Origin of the sequence: Saccharothrix ecbatanensis (assembly GCF_014205015.1) — a bacterium.
Classification (GTDB): Bacteria; Actinomycetota; Actinomycetes; order Mycobacteriales; family Pseudonocardiaceae; genus Actinosynnema; species Actinosynnema ecbatanense.
In genome coordinates, this window is the sequence record NZ_JACHMO010000001.1 from 9,434,075 (window position 1) to 9,451,073 (window position 16,999).

Consider the following 16,999-nt stretch of genomic DNA (forward strand, 5'->3'; position numbering starts at 1 on the left):
TTATTCGCCAATGGTGGGTGGGGAGACGAGGCGGTTGTCGTCGAAGTACTCATCGGTGGGGATGAGGTACTTGGCCTTGTGCTCCTGGTCCTCGGCGCCTTGTCCTTGACCACCTGCGCCTGCTCCTGCGCCGCCCATGGCTGGGTTTGCTCCCGCGCCACGTCCGCTTTGGCCCGGTGCGCCTGCGTGGTTCTGGTTCGGTGTGCCGTTCGGCCCGAAGCCGCTTTGGCTGCCTGGACCCATCTGGCCTACCTGGCCCATCTGGCCCATCGGTCCGAAGCCTGGCCGTCCTGCGCTGCCACCGGGTCCGTTCGGCATACCGCCGGGCATTCCGGACCGTCCGCCCGGTCCACCTGGTCCGTTCGGCCCGTTCAGTCCGTTCGGCCCGCGTCCGGGCATGCCGGGTGGGCGGGTGTTGGGCGGCGGGAGGTGGCGGCCTGGCGGGGTCGGAACCCTGCCCGGCATGTTGGTCGGTGGCCTCGTGCCGGGAGGCATCGCCCAAGGTGGGGTGACGGGTGGTGCCGGTGGGCCGGAGGGCGGCAGGTTGACCGGCGGGGTGACGGGTGGCGGCGGTGCGACGGTGGGCGGTGCGGTCCAGGAGGTGTTCGTCGTGCCGCCTGTCGTCCCGGTGGTGCCTGTGCCTTGGGTGTTGGCGCCGACCCTGCTGCTCGGTTCGACCGTGTGCGTGTTGACGGATGAGGTTTGGGTGTTGCTGGTGGCGACGCCCTGTTCCTGGGTGACGGTCGGCATCTCGGCGAAGGCGGGCATCGAGGTGGTCGCCGAGCGCATCGAGTCGTCGCGGGACTGCATCACCTGGATGGCTTCCGCCTTGGCGCCGTCCGACTTCGCCTTCTGCATGGGCATCGCCATGGGCAGTGCCGCCAACTGCACGATGTTCCCGCTGCTGATGGCGTCGGTGAACATCTTCTTCGGGTCGTAGGCGACGGGTTCCGGCATCCGCGCCTTCGCCTCGGAGGCGGCCGTCGTCTGCGAGTGCAGAGCGGTGCCGGTAGCCGTGAAGTGATCGCCGGTCATGTCACTGAACTTGCCCACCTTGGCCAGCGCAGCCCGAGCCCCCTCCGCCGCGCTACCCGTCCAGGCGGCTTGTGAGCCGTTGACGATGACCTGGAAGTCGACCGCCAGATCGGTCAACGTAGACCCGATGGTCTTCCACTCGTCGGCGATCTCGCCCGCGAGACCGGGATCGAACTTGTCCTCGACCTGCCGCTTCATCTCCTCGTGCGGGTGCGCCGGGTAGTTGGCGGTCGGTTCGGGCGCCTGAGGCTTTTCGCGAGTCATGTCATCCCCCCTCGGGACGGTCGAACAGCAGTCAGGGAAGCTTGGGCGCGATCAACTCGGCAGCCTTAGTCGCCCGTTCGCAGGCAGCAGCCGTGTCGGTAGAACTGGCCGTGAGGTTGGCGATCACCACCAAGCTCGACGAATCGGTGACTTCGATCGCCACTGTGCACAGAGAGGCGGCCCCATTCGGGGCCTTCACCAGCACGGCTTCGTACTTGCCCACATCGATCGAGGAACTGGCGGCCTTGTCCAGGTTGAGGTCCGCGACTCCCTTTTCAGCTCCCGCCGAAAGGCCGCCATTGCCGCTGATCTTCCATTCGCAGAGTTCCTTGCCGCCGAGCTTTTCGGGACTCCCGGGGGCCGTTAGGCCAAGACTGCCGATCTCGGCTGCGGTGAGCAGGTCACAAGGCTTGAGGGCGGCTAGTGGGTCCTTGGCTGCCGCAGCGCTGGTGGTTGTGCTGGTGGTCTCGGTGCGAGGGTCTGGCGACGGGTTGCCCGTTTGAGGGCTGGAGCAAGCAGTCGCCAACAAGGCGACACCGGCGAACGAGACCACCGGGATTCGAGTGAGTGCGCGATTCATCGCAGGTGTGTCATCCCGTCAGAGGTTGTGGAACGTCTGAGCCTTGGCTTCATCGATGTTCTGGTACGAAGCCCGGCTCTTCTCGATCTGCACCTTGAGTTCCGTGATTGCCTTCACCATATCCGGAATGATCTCTACGGTGACCTGATTGCCGAGTTGGGCGTTGACAGCACCGATCTCCTCGGCGTAGCCGCCGCCCAGTGGAGTCCTCATGTTCAAACGTTCGGACCGCCGTTGGATCTTGTCGAGCGCGTCCTGCATCTCGGTGAGCTTCTTCAGCATCGTGTCGACAGCCTGCGGGTCGACTGAGAGTGCCTGCGCCTCACTTGCCGCAGACAGGGCCTTGGTGGCGGCGATCACGTCGCTCATGCCCATGGTGAACAGGCTCGCCAGCCCGCCACCGCCCTGCTGGCGGTACTGCCCTAAGGCGTACTGGCCGACGTCTCCCGTCAGCCCCCCGTTGTCGCCGGTCACAGCACAAACCTCCCCGATTGCGCTCCGTGGTCAGTCGGGAACTGTATCGAAGCGCCGTACCGGAGGGGGCGAGATCATCCGCGTACACGCGAACGGGCTAAGGAGTGTCGGGGCGACACGGTCTGGAGGCAGCGGTGGAGAGGTGGGAAATCGCTGGTCCGGCGGCTGATCTGAAGACTGGATACATCAGATTCCTGTGCTGATCACCACCACGGCGGGTTTGGCCTGCCCAGCACGTCCGCCGTTGTTACGCTCGCCCGCGTGGCGGCCCAAGCTGTGGAACTGAACGTAGGCGAGCGTGTGGTCCGGGTGTCGAATCCGGGCAAGGTCTACTTCCCCGACCGCGGGATCACCAAGCTTCAGGTGGTCGAGTACTACCTTGCCGTCTCCGAACCCCTGCTCCGCGTGCTGCGGGACCGGCCGACCACGTTGAAGCGGTACGTCGACGGCGTCACTGGGGAGGCGTTTTACCAGAAGCGGCTGCCCAAGGGGGCGCCTGAGTGGGTCGAGACGGCACGGATCAAGTTTCCGTCCGGGCGGCCGGCGGACGAGGTGTGTCCGACCGAGCCCGCGGTGCTGGCTTGGGCGGCGAACCTGGGCACGTTCGACTTCCACCCGTGGCCCGTGCGGCGCTCTGACGCGGATCGGCCGGACGAGTTGCGCGTCGACCTCGACCCGCAGCCGGGCACGGACTTCCGGGATGCCGTGGACGTCGCCATGGTGCTGCGTGAGGTGTTGGAGGAGTTGGGGTTCACCGGTTACCCGAAGACGTCCGGTGGGCGGGGCATCCACGTGGCCGTGCGGATTCGGCCTGAGTGGGACTTCGTGGACGTTCGGCACGCCGTGATCGCGTTGGCCCGCGAGGTGGAGCGGCGGACGCCGGACAAGGCGACGACGTCGTGGTGGAAAGAGGAACGCGGTGAGCGGGTCTTCCTCGACTTCAACCAGGCCGCCCGGGACCGCACCATCGCGTCCGCCTGGTCCGTCCGCGGCACTCCACGCGCCACCGTGTCGACGCCGGTGACGTGGGACCACCTGTCCACTGTGGACCCGGACGACTTCGACGTGCTCACCGTGCCGAAGTACTTGACGGACAACGGGGATCCGCACGCGGGCCTGGACGACGAGGCGTTCGGCATCGAGACGCTGCTGGACTGGTACGCGAACGACGAGCGAGGCGAGATGCCGTACCCGCCCGACTACCCGAAGATGCCCGGTGAACCGATGCGCGTCCAGCCGTCGCGGAAGCGGAACCAGCCCCACGCTCACGGGTGAGCCACCGAACTCTGCCCGGTCGGGGCATGGTCGGGCCATTGGTCCACGGGCAGGCTTGACGGTATGCCTTCTCGACGCCTCGAAGTGTTGCTGCCCGCCGACGTGTCCGCCCGCGATTACGCGGCCGTCGCCCACGCCATATGGGCGGTGCTGGACACGGCGGGGTTCGGGGAGGACGGCTCGTTGCGGCCCGACGACGGGATCGCGGGCGACGGGATCGCGGGCGACCGGTTGGACGAACGGTTCGACGTCGAGGTGGAGGGCGGAGACGCCGATCGGGAAGTGTAGGGCGGAGCCGTCGATCGGCTGAGGGCTTCCCGGTGCCATCACGGTGCAGGCGGGGCGCAGCCGGCTACCGAACGTTTGCGCCAACCGGCTGTTTCAGGCCGCAGTTCGGCCGCGATCGGACTGGTCCTCTCGTACCATGGACAGGATGCCGGAGGAGAGGGAGGCAAGGCGATGACGCAGGCGTACGTGGTGCGGTTCGTCGGTGGGCCTCTCGACGGCCGGGTCGACTCGCACGCCAAGGCGCCCGAGGCGCCGAAGCAGACCGTCACCCACGTCCACCTGCACGGCGGCCCCAAGATCGTGCACCACTACGACCTCCAGTACGCCGTCGAGTACGGGTGCGAGTACCGGCTCCGGGTCGAGGAGTAAGGGCTCTCCGCACCGCTACTCAGCGAAGTCGGAGGCAGTCGACAGTAGACACGAGGCAGGCATCGGTTTACCGTTTGCGATGCGTGAGAGCGCTCTCACAAGGTCGTGAGTCCCTGCTGGAGGTCCCTGTGCGTTCAATCCGCCCACACTTGGCGGCCGCTGTCGCCGCTTTGGCCGTGGCCGCGGCGATACCGCTCGCCCTGACCGGAACGGCCAACGCCGTCACGGTCGGAGCGGGCAGCTACGCCACCACACGCCCGGCCGGCACGGTCGGCCCGTCCGACTACAACGGCGCCCCCGTCACGCCGAAGGTCACCGCCCGGATGGCCGGCCGCCCCGTCCCGACCAACGACTGGTGGTCGTCGCTGGCCTTCCAGCGCTACCCCGGCAACCCGTACTCCGAGAACATGTACGGCCACCCGCTGACCTTCCACGCGGCGGCTCAAGGGCTCGGTGTCGGCTCCCCGAACACCCCGAGCATCACGCCGGACGGCCGGTTCTACGAGTTCATGCACCAGGACGACCTCTTCGTCGGCGTCTCCGGCCTGAACGCGCCGCGCACCGCGGTCGACGGCTGGTCCGACTGGACGGTCAGTCCTCTGTGGACCGACGGGACGCGCACCCTGCGCACGACCATCGGCCACGGCTCGCCGTACGTCTACGCGGAGGCCTCCGGGGGCACGGCCAGGGTCGGCTTCAACGGCGCCACCACGATCTGGAGCAACACCGGCACCACGCTCGGCGTCACGATCAACGGCCGTGACTACGCGCTGTTCTCCCCGGCCCAGTGGAACGTCGTCGGCACCGCCGAGGCCACCTCGTCGGCCGCCTTCTTCTCGGTCGCCGCACTGCCGAGCCGCGACGCGCTGTCCCTGTTCCAGCGCTACGCGTTCTCGTTCGTCACCGACACCAAGGTCAACTGGTCGTACAACGCGGGGAACGCGCAGCTCACCGCCACCTACACGGCCACGACCACGCCCCGTCAGGGCACCCAGACGGGCACGCTCCAGGCCCTCTACCGGCACCAGTGGATCAACTCCACCGACACCATGACCGCCTACCGCTACAACTCGCCGCGCGGTGAGATGCGGCTGCGCGAAGGCTCGTCGTTCACCACCCGCAGCACGTTCAACGGCGTCCTGCCGGCGCTCCCCCTGTCCTCGGCAGCCGACCAGAACCGGCTGCGCGCCGAGATCGACCAGGAGCTGAACGCCGCCGACCCGTGGAAGGGCGCGAAGGACACCTACTGGACCGGCAAGGCGTTGTGGCGTCTCGCGGCACTCGCCCGCGTCGCCAACCAGATCGGCTACACGGCGGGCCGCGACCGGCTGCTGGGCATGGTCCGCGACCGGCTCTCCGACTGGCTCACCGCCACGCCGGGTGAGGCGGACAAGCACTTCGTCTACGACTCCACCTGGGGCGCGCTGACCGGCTACCCCGCCTCGTACGGCACCGACGCCGAGCTGAACGACCACCACTTCCACCACGGCTACTACGTGCTCGCGGCGGCGATCCTGGCCCAGCACGACCAGGCGTGGGCGGCGGACTCCCGTTACGGCGGCATGGTCAAGCTGCTCGTCAAGGACGCCAACAACTACGACCGCGGCGAGACCCGCTTCCCGTTCCTGCGCAACTTCGACGCGTACGCGGGCCACGGCTGGGCGTCCGGCCACGCCGGTTTCGCGCACGGCAACAACGAGGAGTCCTCGTCCGAGGGGATGATGTTCGCCACCGCCGCGGTGCTGTTCGGCCAGGCGACCGGTGACACCGCCCTGCGCGACGCGGGCATCTACCTGCACACCACGCAGGAGTCCACGATCGCCCAGTACTGGTTCGACAAGGACGACACCGTGTTCCCGGCCGCCTACAAGCACGGCACGGTCGGCATGGTGTGGGGCGCGGGCGCCAGCTACAGCACGTGGTGGACGGCGAACCCCGAGGAGATCCACGGCATCAACATGCTGCCGATCACCGGCGGCTCGCTGTACCACGCCGACTACAAGGCCGACGTCATCCAGAACGTCAACGAGCTGCGGGCCAACAACGGCGGCACCGAGGTCGAGTGGAAGGACATCATCACCCAGTTCCTCGCGATCGCCGACCCGGCGCAGGCACTGGCGAACTACGGCAGCGGCCTCCCGCCGGAGGACGGTGACTCACGGGCGCACGCCTACCACTGGATCACGTCGCTCAACACCTACGGCACGCCCGACACGTCCGTCACCGCGAACGTGCCGACGCACACCGTGCTGAGCAAGAACGGCGCCCGCACGTACGTGGCCTACAACCCAGGTGCGACGGCGACCACGGTGACGTTCTCCGACGGGCAGACGCTGAACGTCCCGGCGTCGTCCACCGCGTGGCGCGGTCCGGCCGGCAGCGGCGTGGACTCCGGCTCGGGTGGCGTGAACCCCACCGACCCGACGACGACGACCACCACTACGACTACCACCACCACTACGACGACAACTACGGCTCCGCCGGTCTCCCGTGACGCGTTCGGCACCATCCAGGCCGAGTCCTACGACACGCACAAGGGCGTGTTCAAGGAGACGACCACGGACACCGGCGGCGGCCAGAACATCGCGGGCATCGCCAACGGCGAGTGGACGCTCTACCGGGGCGTCGACTTCGGCACCCGCACCGGGCGGCAGTTCGTCGCACGGGTCGCCAGCGGCGCGGCGGGCGGTGTGAGCGGCCTGGTGGAGGTCCGGCTCGGCAGCTCCACGGCCGCCCCGGTCGGCAGCTTCGCCATCGGCAACACCGGCGGCTGGCAGAGCTGGCGGACGGTGCCGGCCAACATCACCGGCGTGACCGGCAAGCACGACGTCTACCTGACCTTCACCAGCGGCCAGCCGGCCGACTTCGTGAACGTCAACTGGATCCAGTTCGGGTCCTGATCCCACCGCCGCATCGGCGGCGCGAAGGATGAACAGCACGGGCGGCGAGGGCTCACCTCGCCGCCCGTGTCCTGTTTGGACTTATGGGCGGGCGCGCGAGCCGGCAGGATCCGGTGGATGGAACCGAGGGTTCGCCTGCCGCTCGCCCTGGCCGGACTGGTCGTGGTGGCGGTAGCGGTGTCCGCCATCCGGCCCAAGAGCTACGGCACCTGGCTGCTGGAGGTGGCGCCGATCCTCATCGCTCTGCCGCTGCTCGCGGTGACGTACCGCCGGTTCCCGCTGACCCGGCTCGCGTACTGGCTGATCTTCGGGCACGCGCTGGTGCTCGCGCTCGGCGGCCACTACACCTACGCCGAGGTGCCGCTGGGCGACCTGCCCTGGACCGACCGCAACCATTACGACCGTTTCGCACATTTCGTGCAGGGCTTCGTGCCCGCGGTGCTGGTGCGGGAGATCCTGTTGCGCCGGTCGCCGCTGCGGCCGGGCCGGTGGACGTTCTTCCTCGTCTCCGCGACCTGTCTGGCGATCAGCGCCGGCTATGAGTTCATCGAGTGGGCGGGCGCGATCATCGGCGGCGAGTCGGCGACGGATTTCCTTGGCACACAAGGGGATGTGTGGGACACGCACTGGGACATGCTCCTCGCGCTCGTCGGTTCGGTGGTCGCGCAGTGGCTCCTCGCGCGCCCGCACGACCGGCAGCTCGCGGAATTGTCGGTGCGGTAGGGCAAGCTGCACACGACGGATCTTGTGCAAGTCGTGGAGGTACCGATGGCGAAGGCGAAGCAGAACTCGTTGTCCGAGGAGGACATCGACTACTTGCGCGCGGAGCTGACCGCGGGTCGTCCGGCCGCGGTCTGGTTCACCTCCGCCGCGGTGGGGGTGGAGGCCGGGCGGTCGGCGAAGGTGATCTCGTTCACCGAACCGGCCGAAGGCGATTTCATCCAGGTGCGGCCGACCGGTGACAAGGACGAGCTGTCGTTCTCACCGGCCGAGCTGACGCTGGAGAAGCCGGCGCCGCGCAGACGCACGCCGGCGCCCGCCGCCGCTGTGAAGGAGGAGACCGAGGAGCCCGCGCCGGTCGAGCACATCTACACGCCCGCGCCGCCACCGGCGAAGCCGAAGCCGGCGCCCGCACCAGCGGCGCCCGTCGCCGAACGCAAGCCCGCCGCGCGCAAGCAGGCGAAGCCGGCCGAGGTGACGGTGACGCTGGTGTCGACCGTCGAGGGCGAGTGGACGGTCGACGTGCAGTGGGGGTCGAAGCGGACGTTGAAGGCGTCGCCGGTGGCCGCGTCGGCGGTGTCGCAGGCGGCGAAGTTGCTGCCGCCTGAGGTGGACGAGGCGGTGGAGAGCGTGATCGACGCGGCTCGGGAACGTCATCTCGCCCGGGTCGAGCAGTTGCGGGCGGAGCTGGCGGAGGCGCAACGGGCGTTGGACGAGCTGTCCGGCTGAGGGTGGCGAACACGTATTGCAACGTCTTGATGATTGGCGTTCCGCGATCGGGTGAGGGGGCTTCCCCTGCCCAGCGGTAGGGCGGACGGTGGGGTCGAAATACCTTCGGTCGCAGGAGGAAGTCCGACTCCGGGGAGGCACAGATGGTGGTAGAGATCGAGACCGTGGAAGAGCCACAGCTCGGCAGTTGCGGTTGCTGCACCGGTTGCACGGGTCCGGGTTGCGGGTGTTGTTCCAGCTGCTAGACCCGCGACCGCCACACCGATGAACGAAACGCCCGGCCCCGGCCGCCCCAGCGCGCCGGGGCTCAGGGCTCCCGTAAAGTCAGTACGGGCTCAACGGTGGGCAGGGCTCACGGCGGGCAGACGGTGCCGCTGGTCGGCACCTTCGCGTTCACCAGGAACTCCTCGGCCGCCTTCATCGCGCACGCCGACTGCCCCAACGCGCCGTGCCCGCTGCCCTGCCAGCCCACGACGATCCCGGCCGGCAATGCCTGCGCGGCCCGTTCGCTGCCCTCGCGCGGCGTCACCGGGTCGGCGGCGGTCGTCAGCACCAGCACCGGCGGCGCCCCGGCGGGCCTCGGCACCTTCACCTGCTGCGGCACCGGGAACGGGCCGCAGGTCAAGAGCTTGCGGGCGAAGTAGGCGCCGAACAACGGGTGCTTGGTCCGCCAGTCCGCGGCCATCCCCTCCACCCGCTCCGGCGGGATCCGGGTCGCGGTGTCGTTGCACCCCGTGACGATCCCCGCGTCCAGCCACGGCGGGTCCTCTTCCCGGTTCACCAGCAGCGGCTCGACGAACGCGCTCAGCTTCGCGCCGTCACCGCCCTCCGCCGCGACCAGGGCGTCCACCAGCGCCGGCCACCGCGACCGGTCCGCCAACCCCGCCAGCACGGCCACCGTCGCCGTGCCCGGCGTCACGTCGAAGTCGCGCCCGTCCAACGGCTCGTCCCGCAACGACTCCAGCAACGCCTTGAACCGGCCCGTCGCGTCCGAGCCCAACGGACAACCCCGGATCACGCAGTCCTTGCCGAACGCGGAGAACGCCTCCTCCGCCGCCACCGCCCGCATTTCCGCCACCCCGGGCACGTCCAGCGTCGGGTCGGGCGCGCCGTCGAACACCATCCGCCCGATCCGGTCCGGGTACCGGCTCGCGTACAGCGACAGCACCCGCGAGCCCTCGCCGACGCCGATGCCGTTCAGGTGCGGCACGCCCAGCGCCTCACGCAGCTGCTCGAGGTCCGCTGACGCACGCCACGAGTCCACCGCCGTCAGCCGGTTCTCCAGGTCGAGCACGCACTCCCGGCTGGCCAGCGTGTAGGCCTCGGACAGCTCCTCGTGCGTCTGCGAATCCGGATCGGACTCCACGATCCCCACCCGCGCCGCGTCCGGCACGCACTGCACGCCGTCCGACTCGCCGGTGCCCCGCCGGTCCACGCCGATCAGCGTGAACGTGCTCAGCACCTGCGGCGGGAGGCTCGCGGCCAGCCGTGCGGCCTTCACCGTGCCGGGCTCGCCGTCCGCGTCACCGACCACCACCAGCGGGCTGCCGCCGGTGCCGACGCGCAGCAGCGCCAGACCCAGGCTGCCCCGACCGGGACGGCTCGGCGCGTCCAGCCGCACGGTCAGCCGCGCGCACTCGTACTCGCCGCCGGCCGACGGCGCGGTGTCGCCCATCCGGGCGTTGGTGGAGTCGGTGCACTTCGACCAGGCCAGCCGGTCCGCCTCGTAGTTCTCCAGCGGGGGCACCTCGCGGGGCCCGGACGGCACGGAGGCCGTCGACGGTTCCTCGCCGTCACCGTGCACGGCTATCACCGGCCGGGTCGACGGGCCCGCGCTGCACGCCGCCAGCGCGCTCAGGGCCGCCAACATCAAGGCGGCGTGACGCCGACGCGGCACAGTGGTCCCTCGCTCTCTCCCGGCAGGCAGGTGGAAAGCCTCACACAGTCCAGGTGAGACTTCGGTGAGCGGGCTGGGGGAGGATGGCCGGGTGGTCGTCGTACACGTCGAAGGCATTCCCGAACGCCCGTATCCGCGTCCGGGGCCGTTCACGCTCGCCGCCAAGGCGTACGGCGCGATCCCGCCGCCCGCTCTTGTGCTGCTGGGCGTGGTCAGCGTGCAGGTCGGCGCGGCGGTGGCCAAGCAGTTGTTCACCCTGGCGGGCGCCGCGGGAACCGTCACGCTGCGGCTCGTGCTGGCGGCCGCGGTGCTGCTGCTGATCTGGCGGCCGTCGTTGCGGCTGGACCGGCGGACGTACCTGGTCATCGCGGGTTACGGGCTGGTGCTGGGCGCCATGAACCTGACCTTCTACCAGTCGATCAAGTACATCCCGCTCGGCGCGGCGGTGACCATCGAGTTCCTGGGGCCGCTGGCGGTCGCGGTGTTCGGCTCGCGGCGCTGGCTGGACGGGGTGTGGGCGCTGCTCGCGGCGGGCGGCGTGCTGCTGCTGACCAGGGTGGACGGTGGCCTGGCACTGCCCGGCGTGCTGTTCGCGCTGGCCGCGGCGGTGTGCTGGGCCGGGTACATCCTGCTGGCGACGGCGCTGGGCAGCCGCACGTCCGACGGCAAGGGCCTGGCGTTGGCGATGGTGTTCGGCGCGGCGCTGGCGCTGCCGTTCGGCGTGGCCGAGGCGGGCCTCATGCTGCTGGACCCGATCGTGCTGATCGTGGGCGCCGGGGTGGCGCTGCTGTCGTCGGTGATCCCGTACTCGCTGGAGCTGGAGGCGCTGCGCCGCATGCCGCCGCGGGTGTTCGGCATCCTGATGAGCCTGGAACCGGCGGTCGCGGCGCTGGCCGGGTTGATCGTGCTGCACGAGGCGCTGCACCCGGCGCAGTGGGCCGCGGTGTTCTGCGTGGTGTTGGCGTCGGTCGGGGCGACCCGGACCGCTAGACCGGAGGTGTGACCCGTGGTGCAGAGCAAGGCCGAGACGGTCGAGGAGTACCTGGCCGAGCTGCCGGAGGAGCGCCGCGCGACGGTGTCGGCGGTGCGGGACGTGATCCTGGCGAACCTGCCCGAGGGGTACGACGAGGGCATCCAGTGGGGGATGATCACCTACTCGGTGCCGCTGGAGGTGTCCGGCAAGACGTACAACGGCCAGCCGCTCGCGTACGTGTCGCTCGCGTCGCAGAAGAACTACCTGTCGCTGTACCTGATGGGCGTGTACGGCGAGCGTGAGCAGGAGTTCCGGGTCGAGTTCGAGGCGACCGGGCGGAAGCTGGACATGGGCAAGAGCTGCGTGCGGTTCAAGCGGGCAGACGACCTGCCGCTGGACCTGATCGGGCGTGAAGTCGCACGTCACAGCGTCGCCGACTACGTGGCCAAGGTCCAAGCGGCCAGGTCTTAGGTCTCAGGCGGGGCGGACCTCGCCGCGCAGCACCGAGTCCACGTCGTAGCGGGCGGGCTGGTCGAGCTGGTCGTAGCGGCACGACTCGGGCTCGCGGTCCGGGCGCCAGCGCCGGAACTGGCCGTTGTGGCGCAGCCGGGCCGGTGCGCCGCCCTCGGTCTGGCTGTACGAGATCTCCAGCACGCGTTCCGGCCGCAACGGCACCCAGTCGGCGTGCTTGCCGCGCCACCGGTTGATCTCACCGGGCAGCCGACGGCCGTCCGGCTCGACCAGCCACGGGTGGTCTTCGGACGTGATCAGGCCTTGCAGCTCCTGCGCGAGCGCACGCCGTTCGGCGGCCTTGAAGGAGCCGACCACGCCCACGTGGTGCAGGATGCCGGCGTCGTCGTGCAGGCCGAGCAGCAGCGAGCCGACGGCCGTGCCCGGTTCGGTGTCCTTGTGCCAGCGCAGCCCGGCCACCACGCAGTCGGCGGTGCGGGCGTGCTTGACCTTGATCATGGAACGCTTGCCGGGCGTGTACTCGCCGGCGGCGGGCTTGCCGATGATGCCGTCCAGCCCCGCGCCCTCGAACAGCTCGAACCACTGGAGCGCCAGGGCGGCGTCGGTGGTCGCGGGGGTGAGGTAGAGGCCGTCGCCGGGCGTGATCAGGCCCTCCAGCGTGGACCGCCGCTTCGTGCCCGGCTGGTCCAGCAGCACGTCGTCGCCCACGGCCAGCACGTCGAACGCCACGAAGCTCGCCGGTGTCTGCTCGGACAGCAGCTTCACCCGGCTCGCCGCCGGGTGGATGCGCTCGGACAGCGCGTCGAAGTCGAGCTTGTCGTCCTTCGCCACGACCAGCTCGCCGTCGACCACGATCCGCGGCGGCAGGGTGCGCAGCAACGCGGCCTCGGCCTCCGGGAAGTACCGGTTGAGCGGCTTGCCGCTGCGGGACTGGAGGAACACCTCGTCACCGTCGCGGAACACCAGGCAGCGGTAGCCGTCCCACTTCGGCTCGAACACGAGGTCGACGCCGGTCGGGATGGTGTCCACCGCGTTGGCCAGCATCGGCTGCACGGGAGGGTTCAACGGGAGCGCCACCCGGCCATCCTGCCTGGCGGAACGTCCCGGCGCACGTGATGACGCTAAGCGGCCCTGCGGTAACGGAGCAGCAGCGCGCTGTCGTGGTGGAGCACGGACTCCAGTTCCAGCGACCGGGGCGCCGGCGGCAGCGGGCCCGCCGCGATCCGCCCGGCGTCACCGGCCGCGAGCAGCGGCGAGAACGTCACGCACAGCACGTCCACCAGGTCGGCGTCGATCAGCGAGCCGAACACCTTCGGCCCGCCCTCGCAGTCGACCCGGCGCAGCCCGCGTTCGTCGAGCGCCTTCAACGCCACGTTCATGTCCACCGACTCGTCACCGGCCACGACCACGTCCGCACCCGCCGCCGCCAGCGCGTCTCGCCGTTCGACCGGGGCGGAGGCGGTGGTGAGGATGATCGGCGGCATGGACGTGCTGGTCAGCAGGGGTGAAGTCGGCTCGATCGAGCACCGCCCGGTGACCACCGCGATCGGCGGCACCGGCGCCAGTCCCAGCCTCGCCCGCCGTGACGCGCGCACCTCGCCCACCTTGACGCCCTGGTAGCCCTCGACCAGGGCCGTGCCCGCGCCGACGAGCACCACGTCGCACAGGTCGCGCCCGAGCATGAACACCTTGTGGTCGGCGTCGTTGCCCAGCCCTTCGGACCGGCCCGCCACCGACACCGCGCCGTCCACGCTGGACACGAAGTTCACCTGCACCCAGGGCCGGTCGAGCCCGTCGGGGTAGTCGTAGAGCCGTTCCAGCTCGCCGTCCGTGATCTCGCCCTCGCGTGGTGGCCACAACATCCGCACGACCACATCCCAGCACGCCACTACGATCCGGGCATGTCCGCCCCGCCGCGCCTGTCCGACCGGATCCCGCACGTCGCCGCGGCCGAGTTGGTGGACGCGATGGTCCCGCCGCCGCGCTTCGACGGCGTCCGCTTCGCCACCTACCTGCCGAACCCGGACGAGCCGAGCCAAGAGGCGGCCGTCCGGGCGTGCCGCGAGTTCGCCGAACGGGTCTCCGAGGGCGGCAGCCGTGGCTGGCTGGGGCAGCTGTTCAAGCGGTCGGACGAGGACGCGGCCAAGCCCGGCCTCTACCTGGACGGTGGGTTCGGCGTCGGCAAGACCCACCTGCTGGCCTCGATCTGGCACGCCGTGCCCGGCCCCAAGGCGTACGGCACGTTCGTGGAGCTGACCAACCTGGTCGGCGCGCTGGGCTTCGGCGAGACGGTGAAGCGGCTGTCGTCGCACAAGCTGCTCGCGATCGACGAGTTCGAGCTGGACGACCCGGGCGACACCATGCTGGTCACCCGGCTGATCAAGGAGCTGACCGCGGCGGGCGTGTCGGTCGCGGCCACCTCGAACACGCTGCCGGACAAGTTGGGCGAAGGCCGGTTTGCCGCCGCCGACTTCCTGCGCGAGATCCAGTCGATGTCGGCCAAGTTCACCGTGGTCCGGGTGGACGGGCCCGACTACCGCCACCGCGGCCTGCCCGACGCGCCGCCGCCGATGGCGGACGAAGAGCTGCTGGCCAAGTCCGAGAGCACGCCGGGCAGCACGCTGGACGACTTCGCCGACCTGTGCGACGCGCTGGCCAGGATCCACCCGTCGAGCTACGGCCGGCTGGTGGACGGCGTCACCGCGGTGCACTTGCGCCACGTCCGGCCCGCGCCCGATCAGGCGGTCGCGCTGCGGCTGGTGGCGCTCGGCGACCGGCTCTACGACCGGGACATCCCGGTGGCGGTGTCCGGCGAGCCGCTGTCGGAGCTGTTCACGGCCGAAATGCTGCGCGGCGGCTACCGCAAGAAGTACCTCCGGGCGGTGTCCCGACTCGTCGCGCTCTCCCGGTGAGTTCTTGCCGCTAAACCCCCGTTCAGCGGTGGTTTTGCGGGGTAGGCGCCGGGTATCCCACCGCCGTGATGAGCGAAGCGGAACGCCGCACCCTGAGTGAGATCGAGAGCAGACTCGCGGACGAGGAGCCGGGCCTGGCCTCGGCGCTCGTCGCCGGCAAACCGCGGCACCCGGTGCTCAGCTACGCGCTCGTGGGGATTTTCACCGTCCTGGGCGTGCTGCTGCTGTTCCTCGGGGCGTTCGGTCCGGCCCTGGCCTCGTTGGGGTTCGGCGCGATCCTCATGCTGATGCGCGGTTACACCTGGCGTTGAGCGGCCCTCGGTCGCCCGCGTCCGGTCCACCGGAGCCGCGCGGCGATCGCGCGTGCCCTTCGCGCATGCCTTCGGTCACACATTCCGGATAAGGCCAAATCCGCTGGCCACCGGACGTCGTCATGCCCGACCATGCGCGGGTGGGATTCCTGGACGCGAACGGCCTCGCTTTCCGACTGCCCGACGGTCGGGAGCTGTTCCGCGACGTGTCGTTCAAAGTCGGCACCAACAGCGTGGTCGCGCTGGTCGGCGCGAACGGCGTCGGCAAGACGACCCTCCTCCGCATCCTCTCGAACGAGCTGGTGCCCACCGCGGGCAGTGTCCGCGTGCAGGGCGGCCTGGGCGTGATGCCGCAGTTCGTCGGCTCCGTCCGGGACGAGAGCACCGTCCGCGACCTGCTGCTGGCCGCGTCACCCGCGCCGCTGCGGGCCGCCGCCGAAGCGCTGGACGCCGTCGAACTCCAGCTCATGGAGACCGACGACGAGCCCACCCAGATGCGTTACGCCGACGCCATCACCCTCTGGGGTGAGGTCGGCGGGTACGACGCCGAAGTCCTGTGGGACACGGTGACCGTCGCCGCGCTGGGCGTGCCGTTCGACCGGGCCCGGTTCCGCGAGGTCCGCACGCTCTCCGGCGGCGAGCAGAAACGCCTGGTGCTCGAAGCCCTGCTGCGCGGGCCGGAACAGGTGCTGCTGCTGGACGAGCCGGACAACTACCTGGACGTGCCGGGCAAGCGGTGGCTGGAGGACCGGCTCCGCGAGACGGGCAAAGGCGTGCTGCTGGTCAGCCACGACCGTGAACTCCTCGACATCGCCGCCACCCACGTGGTCACCGTGGAGGCGCACTCCGCGTGGACGCACCCCGGCTCGTTCGGCACCTGGCACGCCGCCCGTGCCGCCCGGATCGAACGTCTGGCCGAGCTGCACCGCCGGTGGAACGAAGAGCACGACCACCTCAAGGAACTGGTCCGCACGCTCCAGATCCAGGCCCGGATCAGCGAGGTGATGGCGGCCAAGTACCGGGTGATGCGGGCGAAGCTGGAGAAGTTCGAGGAGGCCGGCCCGCCGCCGGAGCTGCCGACGGACGAGAAGGTGACGCCACGGCTGCGCGGCGGACGCACGGGCGTGCGCGCGATCACCGTGGAGAACCTCGAACTGACCGGTCTGATGAAGCCGTTCGACGTGGAGATCTTCTTCGAGGACCGGGTGGCGGTGCTCGGCTCGAACGGCTCGGGCAAGAGCCACTTCCTGCGGCTGCTCGGCGGCGGCGACGTCGCCCACACCGGTGTGTGCCGCCTCGGCGCGCGTGTGGTGCCGGGTCTGTTCGCGCAGACCCACCAGCACCCGGAGTGGATCGGCCGCGACCTGGTCGACATCCTGTGGCACGGCTCGGACGGCCGCAAGGGACTCGACCGGGGCGCGGCGATGGCCGTCCTCAGCCGTTACGGCTTGGGGAAGCAGGGCGACCAGCGGTTCGAGACGCTGTCCGGTGGGCAGCAGGCGCGGTTCCAGGTGCTGCTGCTGGAGCTGTCCGGCGCGACGCTGCTGTTGCTGGACGAGCCGACCGACAACCTGGACCTGAACTCGGCCGAGGCGTTGCAGGACGCGCTGGAGGGTTTCACGGGGACGGTCGTCGCGGTCACGCACGACCGCTGGTTCGCCCGCGGGTTCGACCGGTTCCTGCTGTTCCGGTCGGACGGCGAGGTGGTCGAGGTCAGCGAGCCGGTGTGGGACGAGACGCGGGTCAAGCGGGCGCGGTAGTCCGTGATCCCGCCCGTTGGCTCGAACGTCGACACCGCGTG

The 16,999-nt window shown here is 70.1% G+C and carries 17 protein-coding genes; 11 read left to right on the forward strand and 6 right to left on the reverse strand.

What is annotated here, in order from left to right; all coding sequences use genetic code 11:
* The 3 genes from F4560_RS42195 to F4560_RS42205 are packed head-to-tail and all read right to left on the reverse strand — an operon-like array spanning position 1 to position 2,353.
* The gene (locus F4560_RS42195; RefSeq protein ID WP_184928605.1) at positions 1-1,299 is read right to left on the reverse strand and encodes a hypothetical protein; all 1,299 of its coding nucleotides are present in this window, start codon (positions 1,297-1,299) and stop codon (positions 1-3) included.
* 31 nt (positions 1,300-1,330) lie between these two features.
* The gene (locus F4560_RS42200; protein WP_184928606.1) at positions 1,331-1,879 is read right to left on the reverse strand and encodes a DUF3558 domain-containing protein; all 549 of its coding nucleotides are present in this window, start codon (positions 1,877-1,879) and stop codon (positions 1,331-1,333) included.
* An 18-nt stretch (positions 1,880-1,897) separates the two neighbouring features.
* Positions 1,898-2,353 (reverse strand): hypothetical protein, encoded by a 456-nt coding sequence (locus tag F4560_RS42205; RefSeq protein ID WP_184928607.1) that lies wholly within the window; start codon positions 2,351-2,353, stop codon positions 1,898-1,900.
* A gap of 261 nt (positions 2,354-2,614) precedes the next feature.
* Here F4560_RS42205 and ligD point away from each other — a divergent pair, with 261 nt between their 5' ends.
* The 6 genes from ligD (at position 2,615) to F4560_RS42235 (ending at position 8,634) form a co-directional block, all read left to right on the forward strand.
* The gene (gene ligD / locus F4560_RS42210) at positions 2,615-3,628 is read left to right on the forward strand and encodes a non-homologous end-joining DNA ligase (protein WP_184928608.1); all 1,014 of its coding nucleotides are present in this window, start codon (positions 2,615-2,617) and stop codon (positions 3,626-3,628) included.
* A 63-nt stretch (positions 3,629-3,691) separates the two neighbouring features.
* Entirely contained in the window at positions 3,692-3,916 is a 225-nt protein-coding gene (locus F4560_RS42215; RefSeq protein ID WP_184928609.1) for a hypothetical protein, read from the forward strand.
* 171 nt (positions 3,917-4,087) lie between these two features.
* Positions 4,088-4,285: a DUF8847 domain-containing protein gene (locus tag F4560_RS42220; protein WP_184928610.1), complete on the forward strand. Its 198-nt coding sequence runs from the start codon at positions 4,088-4,090 to the stop codon at positions 4,283-4,285.
* A 128-nt stretch (positions 4,286-4,413) separates the two neighbouring features.
* The gene (locus F4560_RS45265; protein WP_184928611.1) at positions 4,414-7,185 is read left to right on the forward strand and encodes a glycosyl hydrolase; all 2,772 of its coding nucleotides are present in this window, start codon (positions 4,414-4,416) and stop codon (positions 7,183-7,185) included.
* A gap of 117 nt (positions 7,186-7,302) precedes the next feature.
* The gene (locus F4560_RS42230; protein ID WP_184928612.1) at positions 7,303-7,908 is read left to right on the forward strand and encodes a DUF2238 domain-containing protein; all 606 of its coding nucleotides are present in this window, start codon (positions 7,303-7,305) and stop codon (positions 7,906-7,908) included.
* A 45-nt stretch (positions 7,909-7,953) separates the two neighbouring features.
* Positions 7,954-8,634, forward strand: coding sequence for a DUF6319 family protein (locus tag F4560_RS42235; protein WP_184928613.1), 681 nt, complete (start codon positions 7,954-7,956; stop codon positions 8,632-8,634).
* A gap of 352 nt (positions 8,635-8,986) precedes the next feature.
* Here F4560_RS42235 and F4560_RS42240 read toward each other — a convergent pair whose 3' ends face one another.
* Positions 8,987-10,504 (reverse strand): alpha/beta hydrolase, encoded by a 1,518-nt coding sequence (locus F4560_RS42240; protein WP_246477954.1) that lies wholly within the window; start codon positions 10,502-10,504, stop codon positions 8,987-8,989.
* 118 nt (positions 10,505-10,622) lie between these two features.
* On the opposite strand from F4560_RS42240, the gene F4560_RS42245 reads away from it, so the two are divergent.
* Together F4560_RS42245 and F4560_RS42250 are read left to right on the forward strand one after the other, a co-directional pair.
* Entirely contained in the window at positions 10,623-11,534 is a 912-nt protein-coding gene (locus F4560_RS42245; RefSeq protein ID WP_184929717.1) for an EamA family transporter, read from the forward strand.
* A gap of 3 nt (positions 11,535-11,537) precedes the next feature.
* Complete coding sequence (locus tag F4560_RS42250) at positions 11,538-11,975, forward strand: iron chaperone (protein WP_312869807.1); 438 nt, start codon at positions 11,538-11,540, stop codon at positions 11,973-11,975.
* Between the two features lie 3 nt (positions 11,976-11,978).
* Here F4560_RS42250 and F4560_RS42255 read toward each other — a convergent pair whose 3' ends face one another.
* The gene (locus F4560_RS42255) at positions 11,979-13,052 is read right to left on the reverse strand and encodes an ATP-dependent DNA ligase (protein WP_184928615.1); all 1,074 of its coding nucleotides are present in this window, start codon (positions 13,050-13,052) and stop codon (positions 11,979-11,981) included.
* Positions 13,053-13,096: 44 nt separating this feature from the next.
* Positions 13,097-13,837, reverse strand: coding sequence for a pyrimidine reductase family protein (locus tag F4560_RS42260; protein WP_184928616.1), 741 nt, complete (start codon positions 13,835-13,837; stop codon positions 13,097-13,099).
* A gap of 39 nt (positions 13,838-13,876) precedes the next feature.
* Between F4560_RS42260 and zapE the strand changes: the two genes are divergently transcribed.
* The 3 genes from zapE to F4560_RS42275 all read left to right on the forward strand — a co-directional run bounded on the left by zapE (position 13,877) and on the right by F4560_RS42275 (position 16,958).
* Complete coding sequence (zapE, locus tag F4560_RS42265) at positions 13,877-14,887, forward strand: cell division protein ZapE (protein WP_184928617.1); 1,011 nt, start codon at positions 13,877-13,879, stop codon at positions 14,885-14,887.
* Positions 14,888-14,955: 68 nt separating this feature from the next.
* Positions 14,956-15,198, forward strand: coding sequence for a DUF3040 domain-containing protein (locus F4560_RS42270; protein WP_184928618.1), 243 nt, complete (start codon positions 14,956-14,958; stop codon positions 15,196-15,198).
* 122 nt (positions 15,199-15,320) lie between these two features.
* A complete protein-coding gene (locus F4560_RS42275; RefSeq protein WP_184928619.1) occupies positions 15,321-16,958 on the forward strand; it encodes an ABC-F family ATP-binding cassette domain-containing protein in 1,638 nt (545 codons plus the stop codon).
* Positions 16,959-16,999: the final 41 nt, after the last annotated feature.

What these genes read in the sequence shown, in the direction of transcription:
- F4560_RS42195 (WP_184928605.1), bottom strand. Translation starts at nt 1,299, where the DNA reads ATGACTCGCGAAAAGCCTCAGGCGCCCGAACCGACCGCCAACTACCCG.
- F4560_RS42200 (WP_184928606.1), bottom strand. Translation starts at nt 1,879, where the DNA reads ATGAATCGCGCACTCACTCGAATCCCGGTGGTCTCGTTCGCCGGTGTC.
- F4560_RS42215 (WP_184928609.1), top strand. Translation starts at nt 3,692, where the DNA reads ATGCCTTCTCGACGCCTCGAAGTGTTGCTGCCCGCCGACGTGTCCGCC.
- F4560_RS42220 (WP_184928610.1), top strand. Translation starts at nt 4,088, where the DNA reads ATGACGCAGGCGTACGTGGTGCGGTTCGTCGGTGGGCCTCTCGACGGC.
- F4560_RS42230 (WP_184928612.1), top strand. Translation starts at nt 7,303, where the DNA reads ATGGAACCGAGGGTTCGCCTGCCGCTCGCCCTGGCCGGACTGGTCGTG.
- F4560_RS42235 (WP_184928613.1), top strand. Translation starts at nt 7,954, where the DNA reads ATGGCGAAGGCGAAGCAGAACTCGTTGTCCGAGGAGGACATCGACTAC.
- F4560_RS42240 (WP_246477954.1), bottom strand. Translation starts at nt 10,504, where the DNA reads ATGTTGGCGGCCCTGAGCGCGCTGGCGGCGTGCAGCGCGGGCCCGTCG.
- F4560_RS42260 (WP_184928616.1), bottom strand. Translation starts at nt 13,837, where the DNA reads ATGTTGTGGCCACCACGCGAGGGCGAGATCACGGACGGCGAGCTGGAA.
- zapE (WP_184928617.1), top strand. Translation starts at nt 13,877, where the DNA reads ATGTCCGCCCCGCCGCGCCTGTCCGACCGGATCCCGCACGTCGCCGCG.
- F4560_RS42270 (WP_184928618.1), top strand. Translation starts at nt 14,956, where the DNA reads ATGAGCGAAGCGGAACGCCGCACCCTGAGTGAGATCGAGAGCAGACTC.
- F4560_RS42275 (WP_184928619.1), top strand. Translation starts at nt 15,321, where the DNA reads ATGCCCGACCATGCGCGGGTGGGATTCCTGGACGCGAACGGCCTCGCT.